This window comes from Amycolatopsis sp. GA6-003, assembly GCF_046267895.1.
Classification (GTDB): domain Bacteria; phylum Actinomycetota; class Actinomycetes; order Mycobacteriales; family Pseudonocardiaceae; genus Amycolatopsis.
In genome coordinates, this window is record NZ_CP176499.1 from 4,731,577 (window position 1) to 4,748,451 (window position 16,875).

17 protein-coding genes are annotated in these 16,875 nt (G+C 71.8%); 3 read left to right on the forward strand and 14 right to left on the reverse strand.

Annotation, left to right across the window (positions count from 1 at the left end; translation table 11 throughout):
* Window positions 1-56: 56 nt before the first annotated feature.
* Both F9C12_RS21085 and F9C12_RS21090 read right to left on the reverse strand, forming a co-directional pair.
* Window positions 57-272, reverse strand: a complete 216-nt coding sequence (locus F9C12_RS21085; RefSeq protein ID WP_409186809.1) for a glutaredoxin family protein — start codon at window positions 270-272, stop codon at window positions 57-59.
* 22 nt (window positions 273-294) lie between these two features.
* On the reverse strand, window positions 295-1,800 hold the full coding sequence (locus F9C12_RS21090) for an AMP-binding protein (RefSeq protein WP_409461585.1): 1,506 nt from the start codon (window positions 1,798-1,800) through the stop codon (window positions 295-297).
* 281 nt (window positions 1,801-2,081) lie between these two features.
* Between F9C12_RS21090 and F9C12_RS21095 the strand changes: the two genes are divergently transcribed.
* The 3 genes from F9C12_RS21095 to F9C12_RS21105 all read left to right on the forward strand — a co-directional run bounded on the left by F9C12_RS21095 (window position 2,082) and on the right by F9C12_RS21105 (window position 5,037).
* The gene (locus F9C12_RS21095) at window positions 2,082-2,789 is read left to right on the forward strand and encodes a sigma-70 family RNA polymerase sigma factor (protein ID WP_409183617.1); all 708 of its coding nucleotides are present in this window, start codon (window positions 2,082-2,084) and stop codon (window positions 2,787-2,789) included.
* A 97-nt stretch (window positions 2,790-2,886) separates the two neighbouring features.
* Entirely contained in the window at window positions 2,887-3,978 is a 1,092-nt protein-coding gene (locus tag F9C12_RS21100; protein ID WP_409461586.1) for a DUF5667 domain-containing protein, read from the forward strand.
* Window positions 3,979-4,128: 150 nt separating this feature from the next.
* Window positions 4,129-5,037 carry an HAD family hydrolase gene (locus F9C12_RS21105; RefSeq protein WP_051729659.1) on the forward strand — a complete coding sequence of 303 codons (909 nt, stop codon included), beginning with the start codon at window positions 4,129-4,131 and terminating at the stop codon, window positions 5,035-5,037.
* A 34-nt stretch (window positions 5,038-5,071) separates the two neighbouring features.
* Here F9C12_RS21105 and F9C12_RS21110 read toward each other — a convergent pair whose 3' ends face one another.
* The 12 genes from F9C12_RS21110 to F9C12_RS21165 all read right to left on the reverse strand — a co-directional run bounded on the left by F9C12_RS21110 (window position 5,072) and on the right by F9C12_RS21165 (window position 16,819).
* On the reverse strand, window positions 5,072-6,103 hold the full coding sequence (locus tag F9C12_RS21110) for a lysophospholipid acyltransferase family protein (protein ID WP_409461587.1): 1,032 nt from the start codon (window positions 6,101-6,103) through the stop codon (window positions 5,072-5,074).
* The gene (locus F9C12_RS21115) at window positions 6,100-7,146 is read right to left on the reverse strand and encodes an NAD-dependent epimerase/dehydratase family protein (RefSeq protein ID WP_409183620.1); all 1,047 of its coding nucleotides are present in this window, start codon (window positions 7,144-7,146) and stop codon (window positions 6,100-6,102) included. Before F9C12_RS21115 ends, F9C12_RS21110 begins: the two co-directional genes overlap by 4 nt.
* 260 nt (window positions 7,147-7,406) lie before the next feature.
* A complete protein-coding gene (locus F9C12_RS21120; RefSeq protein WP_007030867.1) occupies window positions 7,407-7,508 on the reverse strand; it encodes a 30S ribosomal protein bS22 in 102 nt (33 codons plus the stop codon).
* A gap of 198 nt (window positions 7,509-7,706) precedes the next feature.
* A complete protein-coding gene (locus F9C12_RS21125; protein WP_033291067.1) occupies window positions 7,707-7,922 on the reverse strand; it encodes a helix-turn-helix domain-containing protein in 216 nt (71 codons plus the stop codon).
* 198 nt (window positions 7,923-8,120) lie between these two features.
* Window positions 8,121-8,933, reverse strand: a complete 813-nt coding sequence (proC, locus tag F9C12_RS21130; protein ID WP_409183621.1) for a pyrroline-5-carboxylate reductase — start codon at window positions 8,931-8,933, stop codon at window positions 8,121-8,123.
* Between the two features lie 24 nt (window positions 8,934-8,957).
* The gene (locus F9C12_RS21135; protein ID WP_409183622.1) at window positions 8,958-9,788 is read right to left on the reverse strand and encodes a thioesterase family protein; all 831 of its coding nucleotides are present in this window, start codon (window positions 9,786-9,788) and stop codon (window positions 8,958-8,960) included.
* A 161-nt stretch (window positions 9,789-9,949) separates the two neighbouring features.
* Window positions 9,950-10,723, reverse strand: a complete 774-nt coding sequence (locus F9C12_RS21140) for a sugar phosphate isomerase/epimerase family protein (RefSeq protein ID WP_409467043.1) — start codon at window positions 10,721-10,723, stop codon at window positions 9,950-9,952.
* Between the two features lie 64 nt (window positions 10,724-10,787).
* Window positions 10,788-12,557: a hypothetical protein gene (locus F9C12_RS21145; protein ID WP_409461588.1), complete on the reverse strand. Its 1,770-nt coding sequence runs from the start codon at window positions 12,555-12,557 to the stop codon at window positions 10,788-10,790.
* A 148-nt stretch (window positions 12,558-12,705) separates the two neighbouring features.
* Window positions 12,706-13,689, reverse strand: coding sequence for a hypothetical protein (locus tag F9C12_RS21150; RefSeq protein ID WP_409183625.1), 984 nt, complete (start codon window positions 13,687-13,689; stop codon window positions 12,706-12,708).
* A 182-nt stretch (window positions 13,690-13,871) separates the two neighbouring features.
* On the reverse strand, window positions 13,872-14,561 hold the full coding sequence (locus F9C12_RS21155) for a response regulator transcription factor (protein WP_009071942.1): 690 nt from the start codon (window positions 14,559-14,561) through the stop codon (window positions 13,872-13,874).
* Complete coding sequence (locus F9C12_RS21160; RefSeq protein ID WP_409461589.1) at window positions 14,558-15,796, reverse strand: sensor histidine kinase; 1,239 nt, start codon at window positions 15,794-15,796, stop codon at window positions 14,558-14,560. The genes F9C12_RS21155 and F9C12_RS21160 overlap by 4 nt, the downstream gene beginning before the upstream one ends.
* A 150-nt stretch (window positions 15,797-15,946) precedes the next feature.
* Window positions 15,947-16,819, reverse strand: a complete 873-nt coding sequence (locus F9C12_RS21165; protein ID WP_409461590.1) for an aldo/keto reductase — start codon at window positions 16,817-16,819, stop codon at window positions 15,947-15,949.
* Between the last annotated feature and the right edge of the window lie 56 nt (window positions 16,820-16,875).

Here is a 16,875-nt window from a genome sequence, read left to right on the forward strand (position 1 = left end):
CACCATCTTCGGCGGGTCCGGCCCGGTCTGGCCCGTTCGAACCGCTTACGGGTTGCTTACCGCAGCGCCGCGCGCAGCCGTTCTTCCTCGACGCGCCAGTACCCGTGCTCGACCCCGTCGATCAGGATCACCGGCACCTGGTCGCCGTATTCGGCCCGCCATTCCGGGTCGCTGTCGACGTCCGCGGTCTCCCACGGCACGCCCAGCTCGCCGCAGATCCGCGCGACGTCCGCCTCGGCCACCTCGCACAGGTGGCACCCTTCGCGGCTCATCACGGTCACTTTGTGCACAGACTCAGCGTAGCTTCAGCCGCCGCAGCTTCCCGGTCGCCGAATGCGGCAGCGTCTCGGCGAACTCGACGGTGTGCGGCACCTTGTACCCGGCGAGATGCGCGGCGCATTGGTCCACCACCTGCTGCTCCGACAACGCCGCACCTTCGGCGGGCACCACGACCGCCTTCACCGCTTCGCCGCTTCGCTCGTCCACCACGCCCACCACGGCGGCCTCGACCACCTCGGGCAGCTGCGCGATCACTTCCTCGACCTCGTGCGGGAAGACGTTGAAGCCGTTCACGATGATCAAGTCGTTGGCCCGGTCGACCAGATGCAGGTCGCCGTCGGAATCGAGGTAGCCGACGTCGCCGGTCCGGAACCAGCCCTCGGCGTCCGGCCCGTGCGCGCCGTCCGGCCAGTACCCGGAGAACAGGTTCGCCCCGCGCACCGACACCAGCCCGGTGCTGCCGCCGGCCTCGAACACGTCGTCCGGTTCCTCCGGGTCGAGCGGCAGGTCGTCGGCCGATCCGTCGGAATCCACCAGCCGCAGCTCGATCCCGGGCAGCGGCCGCCCGACCGAGCCGGGCTTCGGATAGCCGGTGACCAGCGTCGACGTCACCACCGGCGCGCATTCGGTGAGCCCGTAGCCCTCGTACACGTCGAGCCCGGCGGCCTCGCGGATCGCCGCGAGCACCTTCGGATGCAACGGCGCGGCACCGGAGGTCAGCCGCTTCACCGTCGCCAGCCCGCGGGCGAGTTCTTCCGGCTCGAGAGCGGCGAATTCGTTGTACATCGCGGGCACGCCGGTGATCGCCGTGACGCGGTGCTCGGCGCAGTCCTGGAGCGTCCGCCGGGCTTCGAAGCGTTCGGACAGCACGAGCGTCGCGCCGACCGCGGTCGCCATGAGCAGCCCGGGGCCGAGACCGTAAACATGGAAGAGCGGGATCGAGACCAGCACCCGGTCGTCGTGCTCGGTCACCCCGTCCACTTGGGACAGCTGGTCGAGGTTGGCCAGCAACGCGCGGTGCGACAGCAGCACTCCGCGCGGCGGGCCGGTCGTGCCGGAGGTGTACGAAATGACCGCGATGTCCTCGCCGGAACGGCCGAGATCGACCGGTTCGCCCGGCTCGTCGCTGCGCGGCGGCAAGCTGGTGACGCCCTCGGGCAGTTCCGCGTTGTCGCGCTGCACGACGCGTTTCGCGCCGCAGTGCTCCAGCAGGCGCTCCAACTCGGGCACGGGCGCCTGCGGCGAGAGCGGCACCGCGATTCCGCCCGCGCGCAGCACGGCGAACAGGGCGACCGCGAAGTCAGCCGACGTCGGGAGCCGCAGCACCACCGGTTCGCCCGGCGCGACGCCGGAGGAGACCAGCCGGCGTGCTTGCGCGTGCGCCGCTTCGTCGAGCTCTCGCCAGGTCAGCGTGCTGCCCGTGCCCGTCTCGGTGATCGCCGTGCGTTCCGGCCAGCGGCTGGCCGCATCGGCGAGCAGGCCGGCGACGCCGTGGGCGGTGCTGATCCGGTCCACCCCCACCCCTCTCGTTCCGTTGCGGATTCGTCATCTTGTCACCCGTAATGGGGATGCCGCGCGATCGTCGCACCTCTGCCTGACCCGGACACTACCTACTTCGCGGTAACAACACGTATGCTGCACTGCGTCGCCGGGTGGCGTTGATCACTACCGGGTGATCCGAGCAAGGGAGTCGTCGTGCCGAAGCTGCCGGTCCACGAGGGTGTGGGACACGCGCCGCGGCCTGCCTTCGCGCGCTCGGGAACGCGCCCGGCCGCACCAGGGACAGCCGGAGGTGCCGCCCGATGACCCGTCCGATCACCCTGTCCGCCGCGCACCGCGGCCCGGTCTCGATGTTCGCCGACCGCGTGTTCGGCTCGTCCGCGGCCGCCGTGCCGCTGCCCAAGACCGGCCCCGAACCGGACGCCGCCGAGGTCGCGAAGGCCGAGGCGTGGGAACTGGTGCGGGCCGCGCAGGCGGGCGACTCCTCCGCGTTCGGCCAGCTCTACGACCGGTACGTCGACGTCGTCTACCGCTACGCGCTCTTCCGCCTCGGCGACCGCGACCTGGCCGAGGACGTCACCAGCGAGACCTTCCTGCGCGCGCTGCGCCGGATCACGTCGGTCAGCTACCAGGGCCGCGACGTCGGCGCGTGGTTCGTCACCATCGCCCGCAACCTGATCCTCGACCACGTGAAGTCCAGCCGGTTCCGGCTCGAGGTCGTCACCGACGAGGTCGCCGAACCGGGCGGCGTGCCCGGCGGACCGGTCGGCCCGGCCGCCCAGGCCGGCCCCGAACAGCAGGCGATCGCCGGCGCGACCCGGGCCGAGCTGCTGCGCTGTGTCGCCGAACTGGGCGAGGACCAGCGCGAATGCATCGTGCTGCGGTTCCTGCAGGGGCTGTCGGTCGCGGAGACCGCGCAGATCATGGACCGCAACGAGGGCGCGGTGAAGGCACTGCAGCACCGGGCGGTCCGGCGGCTCGCGCAGCTGCTGCCGACCGGCCTGCGTTGATCGTTCAACGAACAACCGTAACTTTTCCGGTTTCTTAATCGTTTCTCACCCAGACCGGCGGTCAGGGCCGGGCGTTGGGTGGAGACGGAGCAGCACCGTGGGCGTGCCCGGGTGGTTTTCGCGTGGTCGGACCGAGAGCGAGCGGTTCGACGACGCGATCAATGCTTCCCCCCGGCAGCGGGCCGGCGAGTTCGCCGAAGAGCTGGCCCTCGTCGGCGCACTGCGCGAACTGGGCCAGGCCGGCGCCCCCGATCCCGCCACGCGGGCCCGGATCCGCGCCGAGATCGAAGGCCGCATCGGCGAACCGCTGCCCCGCCGCCGGTGGCGGCCGCGAATGGCCGACCTCGCCGCCGCGGGCATCGCGCTGATCCTCGGCCTCGGCGGGCTCACCCTGCTGCTTTCGCGAGACGCCCTGCCCGGAGACGCGCTGTACAGCGTGAAGCGAGCCGGCGAGGTCACGTCGCTCGGTTTGACCTTCGACGACGAGGCCAAAGCCGAGAAACACCTGAAGTTCGCCGCGAACCGCGTCACCGAACTGAGCCGGATGAACGACGCCAGCCCGGCGGCCTACGAAACCGCGCTGCACGATTTCGGCAGCGACGTCCGCGCGGGCGTGGCCGAACTCACCGAACTGGCCACGACGAGCGGCAACCGCACTCGGCTGACGTCGCTGGAATCGTGGGCGCAGAGCCAGGCGCGGCAACTGGAAGCGGAGCAGACCGGCATCCCGGCGTCCGCCCGCGAGGAGTTCCAGCAGGCCCGCCTGTTGCTCGACCGGGTCCAGCAGCGCACTTCCGCGCTCGGCTCGCGACTGAGCTGCTACCAGATCACCACCGGCACCACCGACGAACTCGGCCTGCTCCCCGCGCACGGCGCGTGCACGCAGCAGCCGCTGTCGCCCGGCGGCTCCACGCCGAGCAGCCCGCCACCGGCGGCTCCCGAGTCGAGCGTTCCGCCGTCGGACTCCCCGCTGCCGGTGCGCTCGGTCTCGTCGCCGACCGTCAGCAACTCGAGCACGCCGACCCCGACCCCGACGACAGCCGAGGTCCCGCACCCTCCGGCCCCGCCGAGCGTCCCGCCGCCGATCACCGCCCCCACCGCACCCCGGATCCCGACCCGGCCCGCGCCGCCGCCGGTCGTTTCGATCCCGCCGCTGCTGCCCGGACTCCCGCCGGTCGTCGTCGGCTGACGCGACCTTCGCCACTGTCCCGGGCCATGATCAGCACAACCCGGCAACCCCTATCCGAGGCGCGGGCCACATCTCCAACGGGTGAGTCGCCCGGTCGCTACCCTGTCCTGCAGGACCCGGTCGGCGTCGTCCGCCGGGACGTGCCCGAACCTGGAGGCGGTGTGCGTGTCAGCTTGGCGTGGCAAGGATAAGAGTCAGGAACTCGAGCGGCTCGCCACGCTCGCCGGAGAAGCGTCGGCGGAGGCCGCGTCCTCCTCGGCGCAGCTGGCGACGACGGTTCCGCCCGCACCGCCGGACCTCACCGCGGGCGCCTTCTTCGACGTGGACAACACGATGATGATGGGCGCCTCGATCTTCTACTTCGCCCGCGGGCTGGCCGCGCGCAAGTTCTTCACCTCGGCCGACCTCGCCGGTTTCGTGTGGGACCAGGTGAAGTTCCGCATCGGCGGGCGCGAGAACAAGGCCGACATCAAGACCCACCGCGAGCGCGCGCTGTCCTTTGTGGCCGGTCGCACGGTCGAGGAGCTCACCACGATGAGCGAGGAAATCTACGACGAGCTGATGGCGGACAAGATCTGGTCCGGCACCCGCGCGCTCGCGCAGATGCACCTCGACGCGGGCCAGCGGGTGTGGCTCGTCACCGCGACGCCGATCGAACTCGCCGCGATCATCTCCCGTCGCCTCGGCCTCACCGGCGCGCTCGGCACGGTCGCGGAAACCAAGGACGGCGTCTACACCGGACGGTTGGTCGGCGACATGCTGCACGGCCGCGCGAAGGCACACGCGGTCCGCGCGCTCGCCTCGCGGGAAGGCCTGAACCTCAAGCGCTGCACGGCTTATTCGGATTCGCAGAACGACGTCCCGATGCTGTCGGTCGTCGGCACCGCGGTCGCGGTCAACCCGGACAGCGGCCTGCGCGACGTCGCCCGCGCCCGCGGCTGGGAAATCCGCGACTTCCGCACCGGCCGCAAAGCCGCCCGCATCGGAGTCCCGTCGGTGCTCGGCGCGGGCGCGGTCGCGGGGGCGGTCGCCGCGGGGATGGCGTACCGCCGCCGCTGAAGGCGCAACAGTCCAGCACCTGCCCGGCGGAAACTCAGCCGCGGAAAACGCTGCGCCGCTGGGAAAGCCGCCGGTACAGCGAGTGCTGGATCGACTCGCGCACCTGGTCGGTGAGCGTGAAGACCAGCATCGGATCGTCGACCGCGTCCGGGCCGTAGTCGTCGGTGCGGATCGGCTCGCCGAACTCGATGGACCACTTCGTCGGCAGCGGCACCGCGCCGAGCGGGCCCAGCAGCGGGAAGAACGGCGTGACCGGGAAGTACGGCAGCCCGAACAGCCGCGCCAGCACCTTCAGCTCGCCGATCTTCGGGTACGTCTCCTCGGCCCCGACCACCGACACCGGGATGATCGGCACGCCCGCGCGCATCGCCGCGGACACGAACCCGCCGCGGCCGAAGCGCTGCAGCTTGTACCGCGCGGAGAACGGCTTCCCGACGCCCTTGAACCCTTCCGGCCACACGCCGACCAGCTCGCCGTTGGCCAGCAGCCGTTCGGCGTCGGCGTTGCAGGCCAGCGTCTGCCCGGACTTGCGCGCGAACGACCCGACCAGCGGCAGCTTGAACACCAGGTCCGCGCCGAGGCCGCGCAGGTGCCGTCCGCCGGTCTCGTCGTGCACCGCGACCGCGGTCATCAGCGCGTCGAGCGGCAAGGTGCCGGAGTGGTTGGACACCAGCAGCGCGCCGCCCGCCTTGGGCAGGTTCTCGACGCCGAACGTGTCGACGCGGAACCACTTCTCGTACAGCGCGCGCAGCGGCGGCAGCACGAGCGTCTCGGTGAGTTCGGCGTCGAAGCCGAACTCGTCCACCTCGTAGTCGCCGGTGAGCCGATGGCGCAGGAAGGTGAGCGCGCCGCGCACCGACTCCGACAGCGGATCGGGCGCGGGCTCGCGCACCGGACCGGACGGCTGCGCCGGGAACTCGACGACCGGCGCGTCCACGCGCTCCTCGGTCCGCTCCGGCGTCTCCGCGGGTTTCTCCCGGCCGGGTCCGTGCAGCGGAATGACCTGTGCCTCAGCAGCGGTGTTCACGGGATTCGCCTCGCTTCCGGCCCTCGTCGCGTGGCTCATCGGCGCGCCTGCCCGGTGGCGGCGGCCTCGAGCACCTTGCCGGCCAGCCCGGCCAGCGCGCCGCCGTCGAGCACCGGACGCAGACCTGCGCCGGCCACGTAATCGTCGAACGCCTCGCGGGTGGTCCAGCGGGGCGTGTACCCGAATTCCTTCTTGAGCTTCGTGATGTCGACCGCGCGGCCGAAGTTCAGCAGCCGCACCTGGTCGGGCGAGAAATCGACCACCCGCGCGCCGCGCAGCAGCTTGCCGACCGACGGGACCACCGCACGCGGCATCGGCAGCCCGACCCGGCCCGCCCGGCGGATCGCCTGCGACAGCGTGAGCACGCCCTCGGAGGCGACGTTGAACACGCCCGGCCGGTCTTCCAGCGTGGCCATTTCGAGCACCGACAGCGCGTCTGAGCCGTGCAGCAGCTGCAGCCGGGAGTCGTACCCGAAAACCGTCGGCACGACCGGCAGCGAGAAGTACCGGGCCAGCACGGTGTCGACCTCGGGGCCGATGATGTTCGCGAACCGCAGCAGGGTGATCGTCAGGTCCGGGCGGCGGCGGGCGAGGCCGCGCACGTAGCCCTCCATCTCGACCGCGTCCTTCGCGTAGCCGCTGGACGACGGCGGGATCAGCTCCGAATCCTCGGTGAACACCGCCTGCGACCGCGCGCCCGCGCCGTACACCGCGGCGCTGGACTTCACGACGAGCTTGCGCACCTTCGGCGCGCGCTGGCACGCGGCGAGCAGCCGCATGGTGCCGATGACGTTGACTTCCTTGACCGCCGCGCGCCGGCTCGGCCCGGCCGGATGCGCGGTGCACGAGGTGTGCACGACGGTGTCCACCTCGGCGCTGCTGATCACCTTCGCGATGAGCGGATTGCGGATGTCGGCGCGGACGAACTCGGCGCGGCCCATCCGCTTCTGGATGTCCTTGGCGGGCGGGGCGGTGTCGACGCCGATCACCCGCTCGAGATCCGGATGCGCGCCGAGCCTGGCGAGCAGCTTCCCGCCAAGGTCGCCGGCGACCCCGGTGACGAGCACGATGTTCGAGGCCATGGAACTCCCTGATCGGCAGCAGTGTGCAAGACGGAGTGATCACTCGGGGTGCGCGAACCTGCACTCGCTGGAAGCATCGCGCTGATGCGCCTGCCATGTTACCGGCCGAGAGCGGGCTTCTGACCAGGGCTTACCTGGTTTTAACAGCGGTGCCCGGATTGCGATCCGCGCCTCACTCGATCGGGCGTAGAAAAGGCCGAACATGAGTGTGGCCCGTCCAGAGACTGGACGGGCCACGAAACCTCAACCGCGCGGACGGCTCACTTGCCGGCCTTGCGCCGCTGCACTCGCGTGCGACGCAGCAGCTTGCGGTGCTTCTTCTTCGACATGCGCTTGCGGCGCTTCTTGATCACGGAACCCATGGGCGCTCCTCTATGGTCGTCGGTCACGCTGCCCGGCGCAGCGTCCAACGGGTGGAGCGCACAGGCACGAGCGGTTTACCAGGCTACTAGCGTCCCGGCGCGGGCCGGTCGGCGGGCATGGTTTGACGCATGCCCGGCGACCTCCCGGGCCCCGCCCCGCCACCGCTCTCACCGGAGCGGCGGAGCCGCGCGGAGCCCTCACCCGACGTCGAAGTAAGCACCCTGCAGATACTCGTGCACCGCTTTTTCCGGCACCCGGAAGGACTTCCCGACTCTGACCGCGGGAAGTTCCCCCGAATGCACCAGGCGGTACACGGTCATCTTCGAGACCCGCATCAGCGTGGCCACTTCGGCGACTGTCAAAAACTGGACCTGCCCTACGGCGGGCAAATCCTCCCTCTTGTTCGGCGACATGTTTACCGCGTCCTTCGACACGTGTCGCGCCACGAGGCTTCCCCACCTGTGGTATCGACACGCACGTGCTCTTCCGAGGGTAGCGGGACAGGTGGGACTCGTGCGACGCCTGTCACCAGGATGGGCCCTCACCTGGGGCTTCACGTAGCCCAGACGGCCCAGCAGAGTCCGGTTTGCCGGGATCGGCCAGCCGAGCGCTCAGTTCTCGTGGGCTCGGCCCAGCTCCTCCGAACGGTCGCGGGCGGCCTCGATCGCGTCGAGCAGCGCCGCGCGGACGCCGTGCTTCTCCAGCTCGCGGATCGCGTTGATGGTCGTCCCGGCCGGGGACGTGACCGCCTCGCGCAGCAGCACCGGGTGGTCCTGGCCCTCGGCCAGCATCTTCGCCGCGCCGACCGCCGACTGGATGATCAGCTGCCCGGCCAGCGCCCGCGGCAGCCCGAGCAGGATGCCCGCGTCGATCATGGCCTCGACCAGGTAGAAGAAGTACGCCGGACCGGATCCGGACAGCGCGGTGACCGCGTCCTGCTGCCGCTCCGGCACCTCGACGACCTGTCCGACGTGCGACAGCAGCTCCCTGACCGTCGCGAGGTGCTCCGCGGTCGCGTGCTTGCCGGGTGAGATCGCGCTCATCGCCTCGCCGACCAGCATCGGGGTGTTCGGCATCACGCGGACGACCGGGACGCCCTCGGCGAGCCGGCGTTCGTACAGCGTCGTCGGCAGTCCCGCGCACAGCGAGACGACCAGCGACCCCGTGCCGAGCAGCGGGGCCAGCTCGTCCAGCACCGGCTCGATGTCCTGCGGCTTCACCGCGACCACGAGGATGTCCGCCCGCCGGGCCGCGTCCGCGACAGTCGCCGCTTTCATGCCCGGGTAGCGCGTCTCCAGCTCGCGCGCCCGCTCTTCGTACCGTTCGGTGAAGAGCAGGTCGCCTGGCTCGTGGCCGCCGTTGAGCAGGCCCGACAGCAGGGCTTCGCCGATCTTTCCCGCACCCAGCACCGCGATCACACTCATGTGCTTCAGCGTGCCAAACCCGGCTCAGCCGCCCGGTGCCGGGGCGAGCGCCAGCTGCCGCACCTGCGCGACGAGGCGGCCCTGGGCGTCCACGACGGTCGCGTCCGAGTCGAACCACGGCTCGTGCACCGAGCGCGATTCGACGAGGATCCGCAGCCAGCCCGGCGCCGGGCGGGTGCGCAGCAACGAGGTCAGCTGGACGGTCGGGGCCCAGCCGTGCCTGCCGAGGTTCGCCACCACCGGCGGGTTGAGGTCGCCGGCCAGCAGCGCGAAGTACACGTCGGGCTGGCCGGTGCGCGGACGCGCCCACATCCGCAGCCGGGGCGGGTCGCCGGTGCGTCCGGACAGGAATCCCGCGGTCGCCGGGTCCAGCCGCACGTCGCAGGCGGCGGACAGGTGGAACGGGCCTTCCGGAGTGTCCTTGCCGAGCTGCGGCGCGCTCGGCGGGGGTTCGGCGGGCATCTGCGGCAGGTCCGTCCATTCGGAACGGCGCATCGGCAACCGGCCGACCGTGACCCTCGCCTCGACGCAAGCCCGCCCGCGCTGTTCGAGCGACACCGCCACCACCGACACCCGGCGGCCGACCTTGCGCACATCGGCGCGCAGCAACACTGGCCCAAGCGCGGGCGCGTGCAGGAATTCGGTGCTCACCGCGAGCGGGTCGACCGTCGCGTCCCCGCGTTCGTGCAACGCGGCGGCGGCGGTTTTCGCCAGCAACGCCACCAGAAACCCGCCGTGCGGATGGACCCCGATCGCCCATTCCGCACGCAACGTCGCGGTGAACGTGCCATCCCCGAGCGACCGGACTGCGGTGGCCGCGTCGAAGGCGGTCGCGGTGTCGTCGGCCGCGCTCACGGACAACCGGCCACGGCGATACGGCGCGTGGAACCGGGTCCGGCGAAATCTGCAGACGGCGATGGCAACGAGGTCACGCCCGCACTTTACGGTGCGCGGCCGCCTTTGCGAGCCGAGCCGGGCAGGGACCGCCCGGACAGCCGAGCAAGATCACCCGCGGATCACTGCCCCAGGTGCAACCGGGCGAACAGCAACGCCTCCGCCAGCGCCCGCGCCCGCGCCGCCGCACCCGGCGCGTGCCGGGTGTTCACCTCCAGCACCACCTGCCCGGAAAAGCCGTCGCTGACCAGCTTCTCCAGCAACTCCGCGCACGGCTGCCCGCCATGCCCCGGAATCAAGTGCTCGTCCTTCGGAATGCCCGTCCCGTCCGCCAAATGGACGTGGCTCAAGCCCGCCCCCATCCGGTCGGCCAGCGCCAGCGCGTCCATCCTCGCCGCGGCCGAATGCGACAGATCCAAGGTGTAGTGCCGGAAGCCGACGTCGGTGGGGTCGATCGACGGCCGGAACGCCGACACCCGCGCGTCCCGCGAACCTCCGGGCGGGCGGACCTTGAACATGTTCTCCACCGCCACGTGGACCCCGCTGGCGTCCTCCAGCTCCTCCACCAGATAGCCGAACGCGTCGCCGTAGCGGCGCTGCCAGCGAAACGGCGGATGCACCACGACCGTGCGCGCGCCGAGTTCCAGCGCGGCGTCCACGGACCGGCGCAGCCGCACCTCCGGGTCCGGCGACCAGATCCGCTGCGTGATCAGCAGCGAGGGCGAATGGATCGACAGCACCGGCATCCCGGTGCGCCGCGACCAGCGCCGGATCGCCGAGACGTCCTGGCTGATCGGGTCGGCCCACACCATGACCTCGACGCCGTCGTAGCCGAGATCCGCGGCCAGCTCGAACGCCGCGCCCGCGCGCAGCGGCCACACCGAGGCGGTGCTCAGGCCCACGGGGACGGGCGCGCTCTCACTCACGCGCCCATCCTGCCCCAGCGTCCTCGGCGACCCGCTACTTGGCCACCAGCAACAGCGCCGCGGGCGACACCGTCACCACCAGGCCGACGAGAATCGCCAGCAGCGTCGTCTGCAGGTCCTCGGCGCGGCGGATCTTCCGCACGATCCAGACCAGCGCGACGATCACCAGCAGCGCGCCCACGAGCGCGGCGGGCGCGAGGTTGACCCACAGCCAGTTGAAGCCGAGCCACACGGCGGCGCCGCCGACGACGCCCAGCGCCAGCTGCCCGGCCAGGGTCAGCCACTGCTTGCCCGCGGACACCGCGGGTTCCGGCTCGGCTTCGGCCTCCGGAGCGTCCTCGGCGACGGCTTCCTCGGGGTAGTCGTCGTACTCGTCGCCTTCGGCGTAGCCCTCGGCGTGCTCGTAGCCTTCGGCCTGCTCATACCCGTAGCCGTCGTCGCCTTCGAAGTCCGGCTGGCTCTCGGGGTAGCCGGACGGCTCGGCGAACTCGCGCTCGTACTCGGCGAGATCGTCCTCGACCGGCTCCTTGCCGCCCGGCGCGAACGGCATCGGGGCCGGGTAGCCCGCAGTCGGCGGGCCCGCGTCGTAATCCGCGGCGGCGGGCGGGTATTCGTCCTCGTAACCGTCGTCGACGTAGTCGTCTTCGACGTAATCCTCAGCCGGCGCGGGTTCCGCGCCGGCGGGCGGTACGGCCGGCATCATGCCGACCTCGGTGTCCTCCAGCTGCTCCGCCTGCCGCCGCTGCCGCCAGCCGGCCAGCCCCGCGGGCGGCGCGTCCTCGGCGACGGGCTCGGCGGGCGGGCCGTCGATCGCGTCGAACTGCTCGGTGTGCGGCTCCTGCTTCGGGGCCGGACGGCGGGCCGGAGCACGCCGCGGCCGGCCGGGAGGAGCGGCCGGGGCTCCGGGAGCCGGGAACGCGCCGCTCGCCATCGGCGTCGCGGGCGGTTCCGGGGCGTCGCCGTCGAGACCGTCGAGCCGGGCCGCCAAACCGCCTTCGGGCGGGGGCGGCGGAGCCTGCGGGGCCGGACGGCGGCGGACCGGCGGCACCGCGCCGCGGGTCTCCTCGTCGGCGGCCTGCGGACGCGGCGGACGGCCGCGCGGCGGCACCGGCATCTGCCCGGATTCCTGCGGCGGGGCGGGCGGGCGCACGTAGGCCGAATCCTGCTGTCCGTTGGCCGGGCGCGGGTACTGCCCGGATTCCTGCGGCGCGGCGGGACGCAGGTAGCCGGTGCCCTGCGGACCGGCCGCGGGCGGCGGACCGGCCGCGGGCGGCGCGGGACGGGCGAACTGGCCCGATTCCTGCGGCGGCGCGGGCGGACGCACGTAGGCCGAATCCTGCTGTCCGTTGGCCGGGCGGGGGTACTGCCCGGATTCCTGCGGCGGGGCAGGCGGGCGCACGTACGCCGAGTCCTGCTGGCCGTTCACCGGGTACTGCCCGGACGGCTGGCCGTTCACCGGCGGCGGCCCGGTCTCCTGCGGCGCCGGGTACTGCCCCGACGGCTGCTGCCCCGGACGCGGGTACTGGCCCGATTCCTGCGGGGCGGGACGCGGGCCCGCGTCCGGACGGCGGCGGCCGCCCGGCGGTCGCGAAGGCGGCGGCGGGGTGCCGCCCTCGGACGCCACGCGGTCGATGATCGCCTGTGGCCCGGTGTCGGTGAGGCCCGAGCGCCGCGGGGCGGCCTCGTCTTCGTCATCGGCCGCCCTGCGCCTGCGTCGCCGTCCGCCGTCGACCTGCTGCCCGTGCTGGGCGAGCAGTTCGGCCACGGTCTTCTGGGGCTGGTCGCCGCCGGTCTGGTCCGTCATACCGTGCTGTCCAAAGCGCGCTCGGGGTTGGTTGTGGTCACTCGGGCACACCTGCCTCCGGAGCCGCGCGCGATCGACACCGTGCAGTGCATGTCCGTCACCTCTTCACCGTGCCTGGTCTTCGTCGGGCAAGTCCAGTCCGCTGCTGTCACCGGTCCTCCCCACTCGCCGAAACGCCGGCGACCGCGGTTCCGGCTTCGTCCGCACCGTTGGCGTGGTCCAACCGCCGCAGGATGACACCCTCTCGCAGCGCCCAGGGGCAAATCTCCAACTCGGTGAGGGAGAGTGCCCGCATCGCGGCCTGCGCCACCAGCGCGCCCGCCACGAGCTGATGCGACCGGCTCGCGCTGACGCCTTCCAGCTGGGCCAGATCCGCGGCGGTCATCCGCGAAATGAAGGCGATGAGCTGGCGAAGGGCGGTGTCGGTGAGCGTACGGCGCACGCGCGGGCCCGCCGCCGAGGGGGCCGCCCCGGTCAGCCGGGCGAGCGAGCGGAACGTCTTGGACGTGGCCACGACCCGGTCCGGCAGCCCCTGCGCCGCGACCTTCTTCGCGAGCCCGGCGAGCTGGTCCTCGAGCCAGGCCGACGTCGCGACGACCTCGGACCGCGTCGGCGGGTCGTGGCGGAAGCGGGTGCGGGTGGTGCGCCCGGCTCCGAGCGGAAGCGATTCGGCGAGTTCGGGTTCCTCGTCGCGGCCCATCGCGACCTCGAACGACCCGCCGCCGATGTCCAGCACCAGCAGTTTCCCGGCCGACCAGCCGTACCACCGGCGCACCGCGAGGAAGGTGAGCCGCGCCTCGTCCTCCCCGGACAGCACGCGCAGGTCGACGCCGGTCTCGGCGCTCACCCTGGCGAGCACCTTCGCCGAGTTCTTCGCCTCGCGCACCGCGGACGTCGCGAACGCCAGCACGTCCTCGCAGCCGAGCCGCGCGGCCGCGGCCTTGGCCGATTCGACCGCCCGGACCAGGCCGTCCTCGCCGGGGCGGCTCAGTTCGCCGGACCCGGTGAGCTGTTCGGCCAGCCGCAGCATCGTCTTCTCGGAGTGCATCGGGGTCGGGTGGGCGCCACGGTGGGCGTCGACAACGAGCAAGTGGACGGTGTTGGAACCGACGTCGAGTACCCCTAGGCGCACGAGGATTCAGCGTACCGGTCCCAGTGCCAGGTCTCGAAACTGTAACCAACTCCACTCGGATCCACATCGACTCAGCGTGCGCGAACCGGCACGGTGTGCGCTGAAATCCGGACAAAAGCCGGGAAGGACTCCTCGCGGGCGTCAGCTTCCCGCAAGGAGTCCTTCCCGGACCGAACCGCTGCTCAGGTCTCGAACTTGTAGCCGAGCCCGCGCACGGTCACCAGGTGCCGCGGCGAACCCGGGTCCGGCTCGATCTTCGAGCGGAGCCGCTTCACGTGGACGTCGAGGGTCTTGGTGTCGCCGACGTAGTCCGCGCCCCACACCCGGTCGATCAGCTGGCCGCGGGTGAGCACCCGGCCGACGTTGCGCAGCAGGTACTCCAGCAGGTCGAACTCCTTGAGCGGCAACGAAACCTCGCCGCCGTCCACAGTCACCACGTGCCGTTCGACGTCCATCCGCACCGGTCCGGCCGACAGCACCAGCGGCGCGAGTTCGCCGTCGCTGCCCGGCTCGCCGCCGCGGCGCAGCACCGCGCGCACCCGGGCGATCAGCTCGCGGGCGGAGTAGGGCTTGGTCACGTAGTCGTCGGCGCCGAGTTCCAGCCCGACGACCTTGTCGATCTCGCTGTCGCGCGCGGTCACCATGATCACCGGCACCGCGGAACGCTGCCGCAGCTGCTTGCACACGTCGGTGCCGCTCATCCCGGGCAGCATCAGGTCGAGCAGCACGATGTCGGCGCCGTTGCGGTCGAACTCCTCCAGCGCCTGCTGGCCGGTCACCGCGACCGCCGCGGTGAAGCCCTCCTTGCGCAGCAAGAAGGCGAGCGGGTCGGCGAAGGACTCTTCGTCCTCGACTATGAGAACCCTCGTCACAGGTTTCCTCCATGGTCTGGGCTGGAGATTTCCTGCCCGGTTGCCACGAGCCGGGGTGTCCGCTCGGGGGTCTTGTCCGGCCGCGCGGGCGCGGCCTTGCGTGCGGTGTCGGCGGGTTCGGTGCGCACGTGCGCGGGGATGCGCAGGGTGAACGTCGACCCGGTGCCCGGACGGCTCCACAGGCCGACCGAACCGCCGTGGTTGGCCGCGACGTGCTTCACGATCGCCAGTCCCAGTCCGGTGCCGCCGGTGGCGCGCGACCGCGCCTTGTCCGCGCGGTAGAAGCGCTCGAACACGCGCTGCTGCTCGTCCTCGGCGATGCCGATGCCGCGGTCGGTCACCGCGATTTCGACCATGCCGTCGGCGAGCCGGCGCGAGATCGACACCGGGCTGCCCGCCGACGAGTACGCGACGGCGTTCTCCAGCAGGTTCGACAGCGCGGTGACCAGCAGCGTCCGGTCGCCCTCGATGAGCAGGCCGCTCGGCGCGTCGGTGGTGATGGTGATGTCGGCGGACTCCGCGGACAGCGTGGTGCGCCCGAGCGCCTCGCGCACGACGGCGTCGACCTCGACCACGTTGAGGTCGGGCAGCCGTTCGGCGCCTTGGAGGCGAGACAGCGCGATCAGTTCGGTGACCAGCTGGCCGAGCCGGGTGGACTCGCGCAGGATCTTGCCGCCGAAGCGGCGGACCTCCTCGACGTCCTCGGCGGCGTCCAGCACGGCCTCGGTGAGCAGCGCGATCGCGCCGACCGGGGTCTTCAGCTCGTGGCTGACGTTCGCGACGAAGTCGCGGCGGACCGCCTCCAGCCGGATGGCCTCGGAGTGGTCGACGGCCTCGACGACGGTGAATCCGTCGCCCAGCGGCCGGACCTCGCCGAGCACCGCCTCCGGCTGGCGGCGGCCGCGGCTTTCCAGCGGCGAGAGGTCGACCTCCATCGGCTCGTCGGTCTCGACCACCTGCTCGGCGGCCTTGCGCGCCCGCGGATCGGCCTGGTTCACCCGGACGAGACCGAGTTCGTACGCCCGCGGGTTGTGCAGCACCAGGTCGCCGAACCGGTTGAGCACGATGACGCCGTTGTTCGAGGAGCGGATCAGCCGTTCCAGCAGCTCCGCGACGGTCGGGCCGGTGGGCCGGGCCGCCTCGCGCCGGGCCCGCACCCTGGCCGCGAGGAACCCGGCGACCGCGCCGACGACAAGAGCGCCGATGGCCGTCAGCAGGACAACAGGCGTGGTCACGGGGGAATCGTAAGCATCCCGGTAGCCTTCCGGCCTAGTCCTGGAAGCCCTGTCGTGAGGCGAGTGACACCTGAGGGGTACATATTCGCCTCGGGGTCAGACCCCGTTCACCCGATCGAGATGTTTCGGCCAAAACGATCGGGTCCGCGTTCAGTTCGCTTCGAGGGTTTCGAGGTCCTCGTCGGACAGCTTCAGCGCCGCCGCGGCGACGTTCTGCTCCAGGTGGGCGGGGTCACTGGTGCCCGGGATCGCCAGCACGTGCGGACCTTGCGCGAGCGTCCACGCCAGCCGCACCTGCGCGTCCGTCACGCCGTGCCGCCGCGCGACCTCGGCGACCCGTTCGTCGGACTGTCCACTCGCGACCGCGAAGAACGGCACGAAAGCCACGCCCTGTTCGCCGCACAGCCGCAGCAGTTCGTCGTCCTCGCGGCGGGCGGACAGCCCGTACTGGTTCTGCACGCAGACCACCGGCGCGATCGCCTGCGCCTCGGCGAGATGTTCGGCGCTGACGTTGGGAATCCCCAGCTCGCCGATCAGCCCCTCGGCGCGCAGGTCGGCCAGCGCGCCGAAGTGCTCGGCGAGCGAGCCGGTGCCGCGCTCGAGGCCGGTGCCGATGCGCAGGTTCACGACGTCGATCCGGTCGCGGCCGAGTTCGCGGAGGTTCTGCTCGACCTGGCCGCGCAGTTCGTCAGGACGGGCGAACGGCCGGAACTGGCCGGACTCGTCGCGCGACGGGCCGACCTTGGTGGTCAGCACGAGGTCATCGTCGTACGGCGCGAGGGCGGCCTTGATCAACGCGTTCGCCGACCAGGTGGTTCCGAAGTAGAACGCGGCGGTGTCGAAGTGGTTCACACCCAGCTCCACGGCCCGGCGCAGCACGGAAATCGCGCGGTCGGCGTCGATCGGCGCGTTCGGGTCGAGCGAACCGCCGAGTCGCATCGAGCCGAAGCCCAGCCGGTTGACGGTGCGGGAGCCGAGCTGCCAGGTGCCCGCGGCAGCGGCGGGAAGGGTCGTTCCGGTCATGTCTTCAGCGTGCTTTCCGGCCGCCGCCCGCAGTGGGTTTGGCAGCAAGCTGCCAA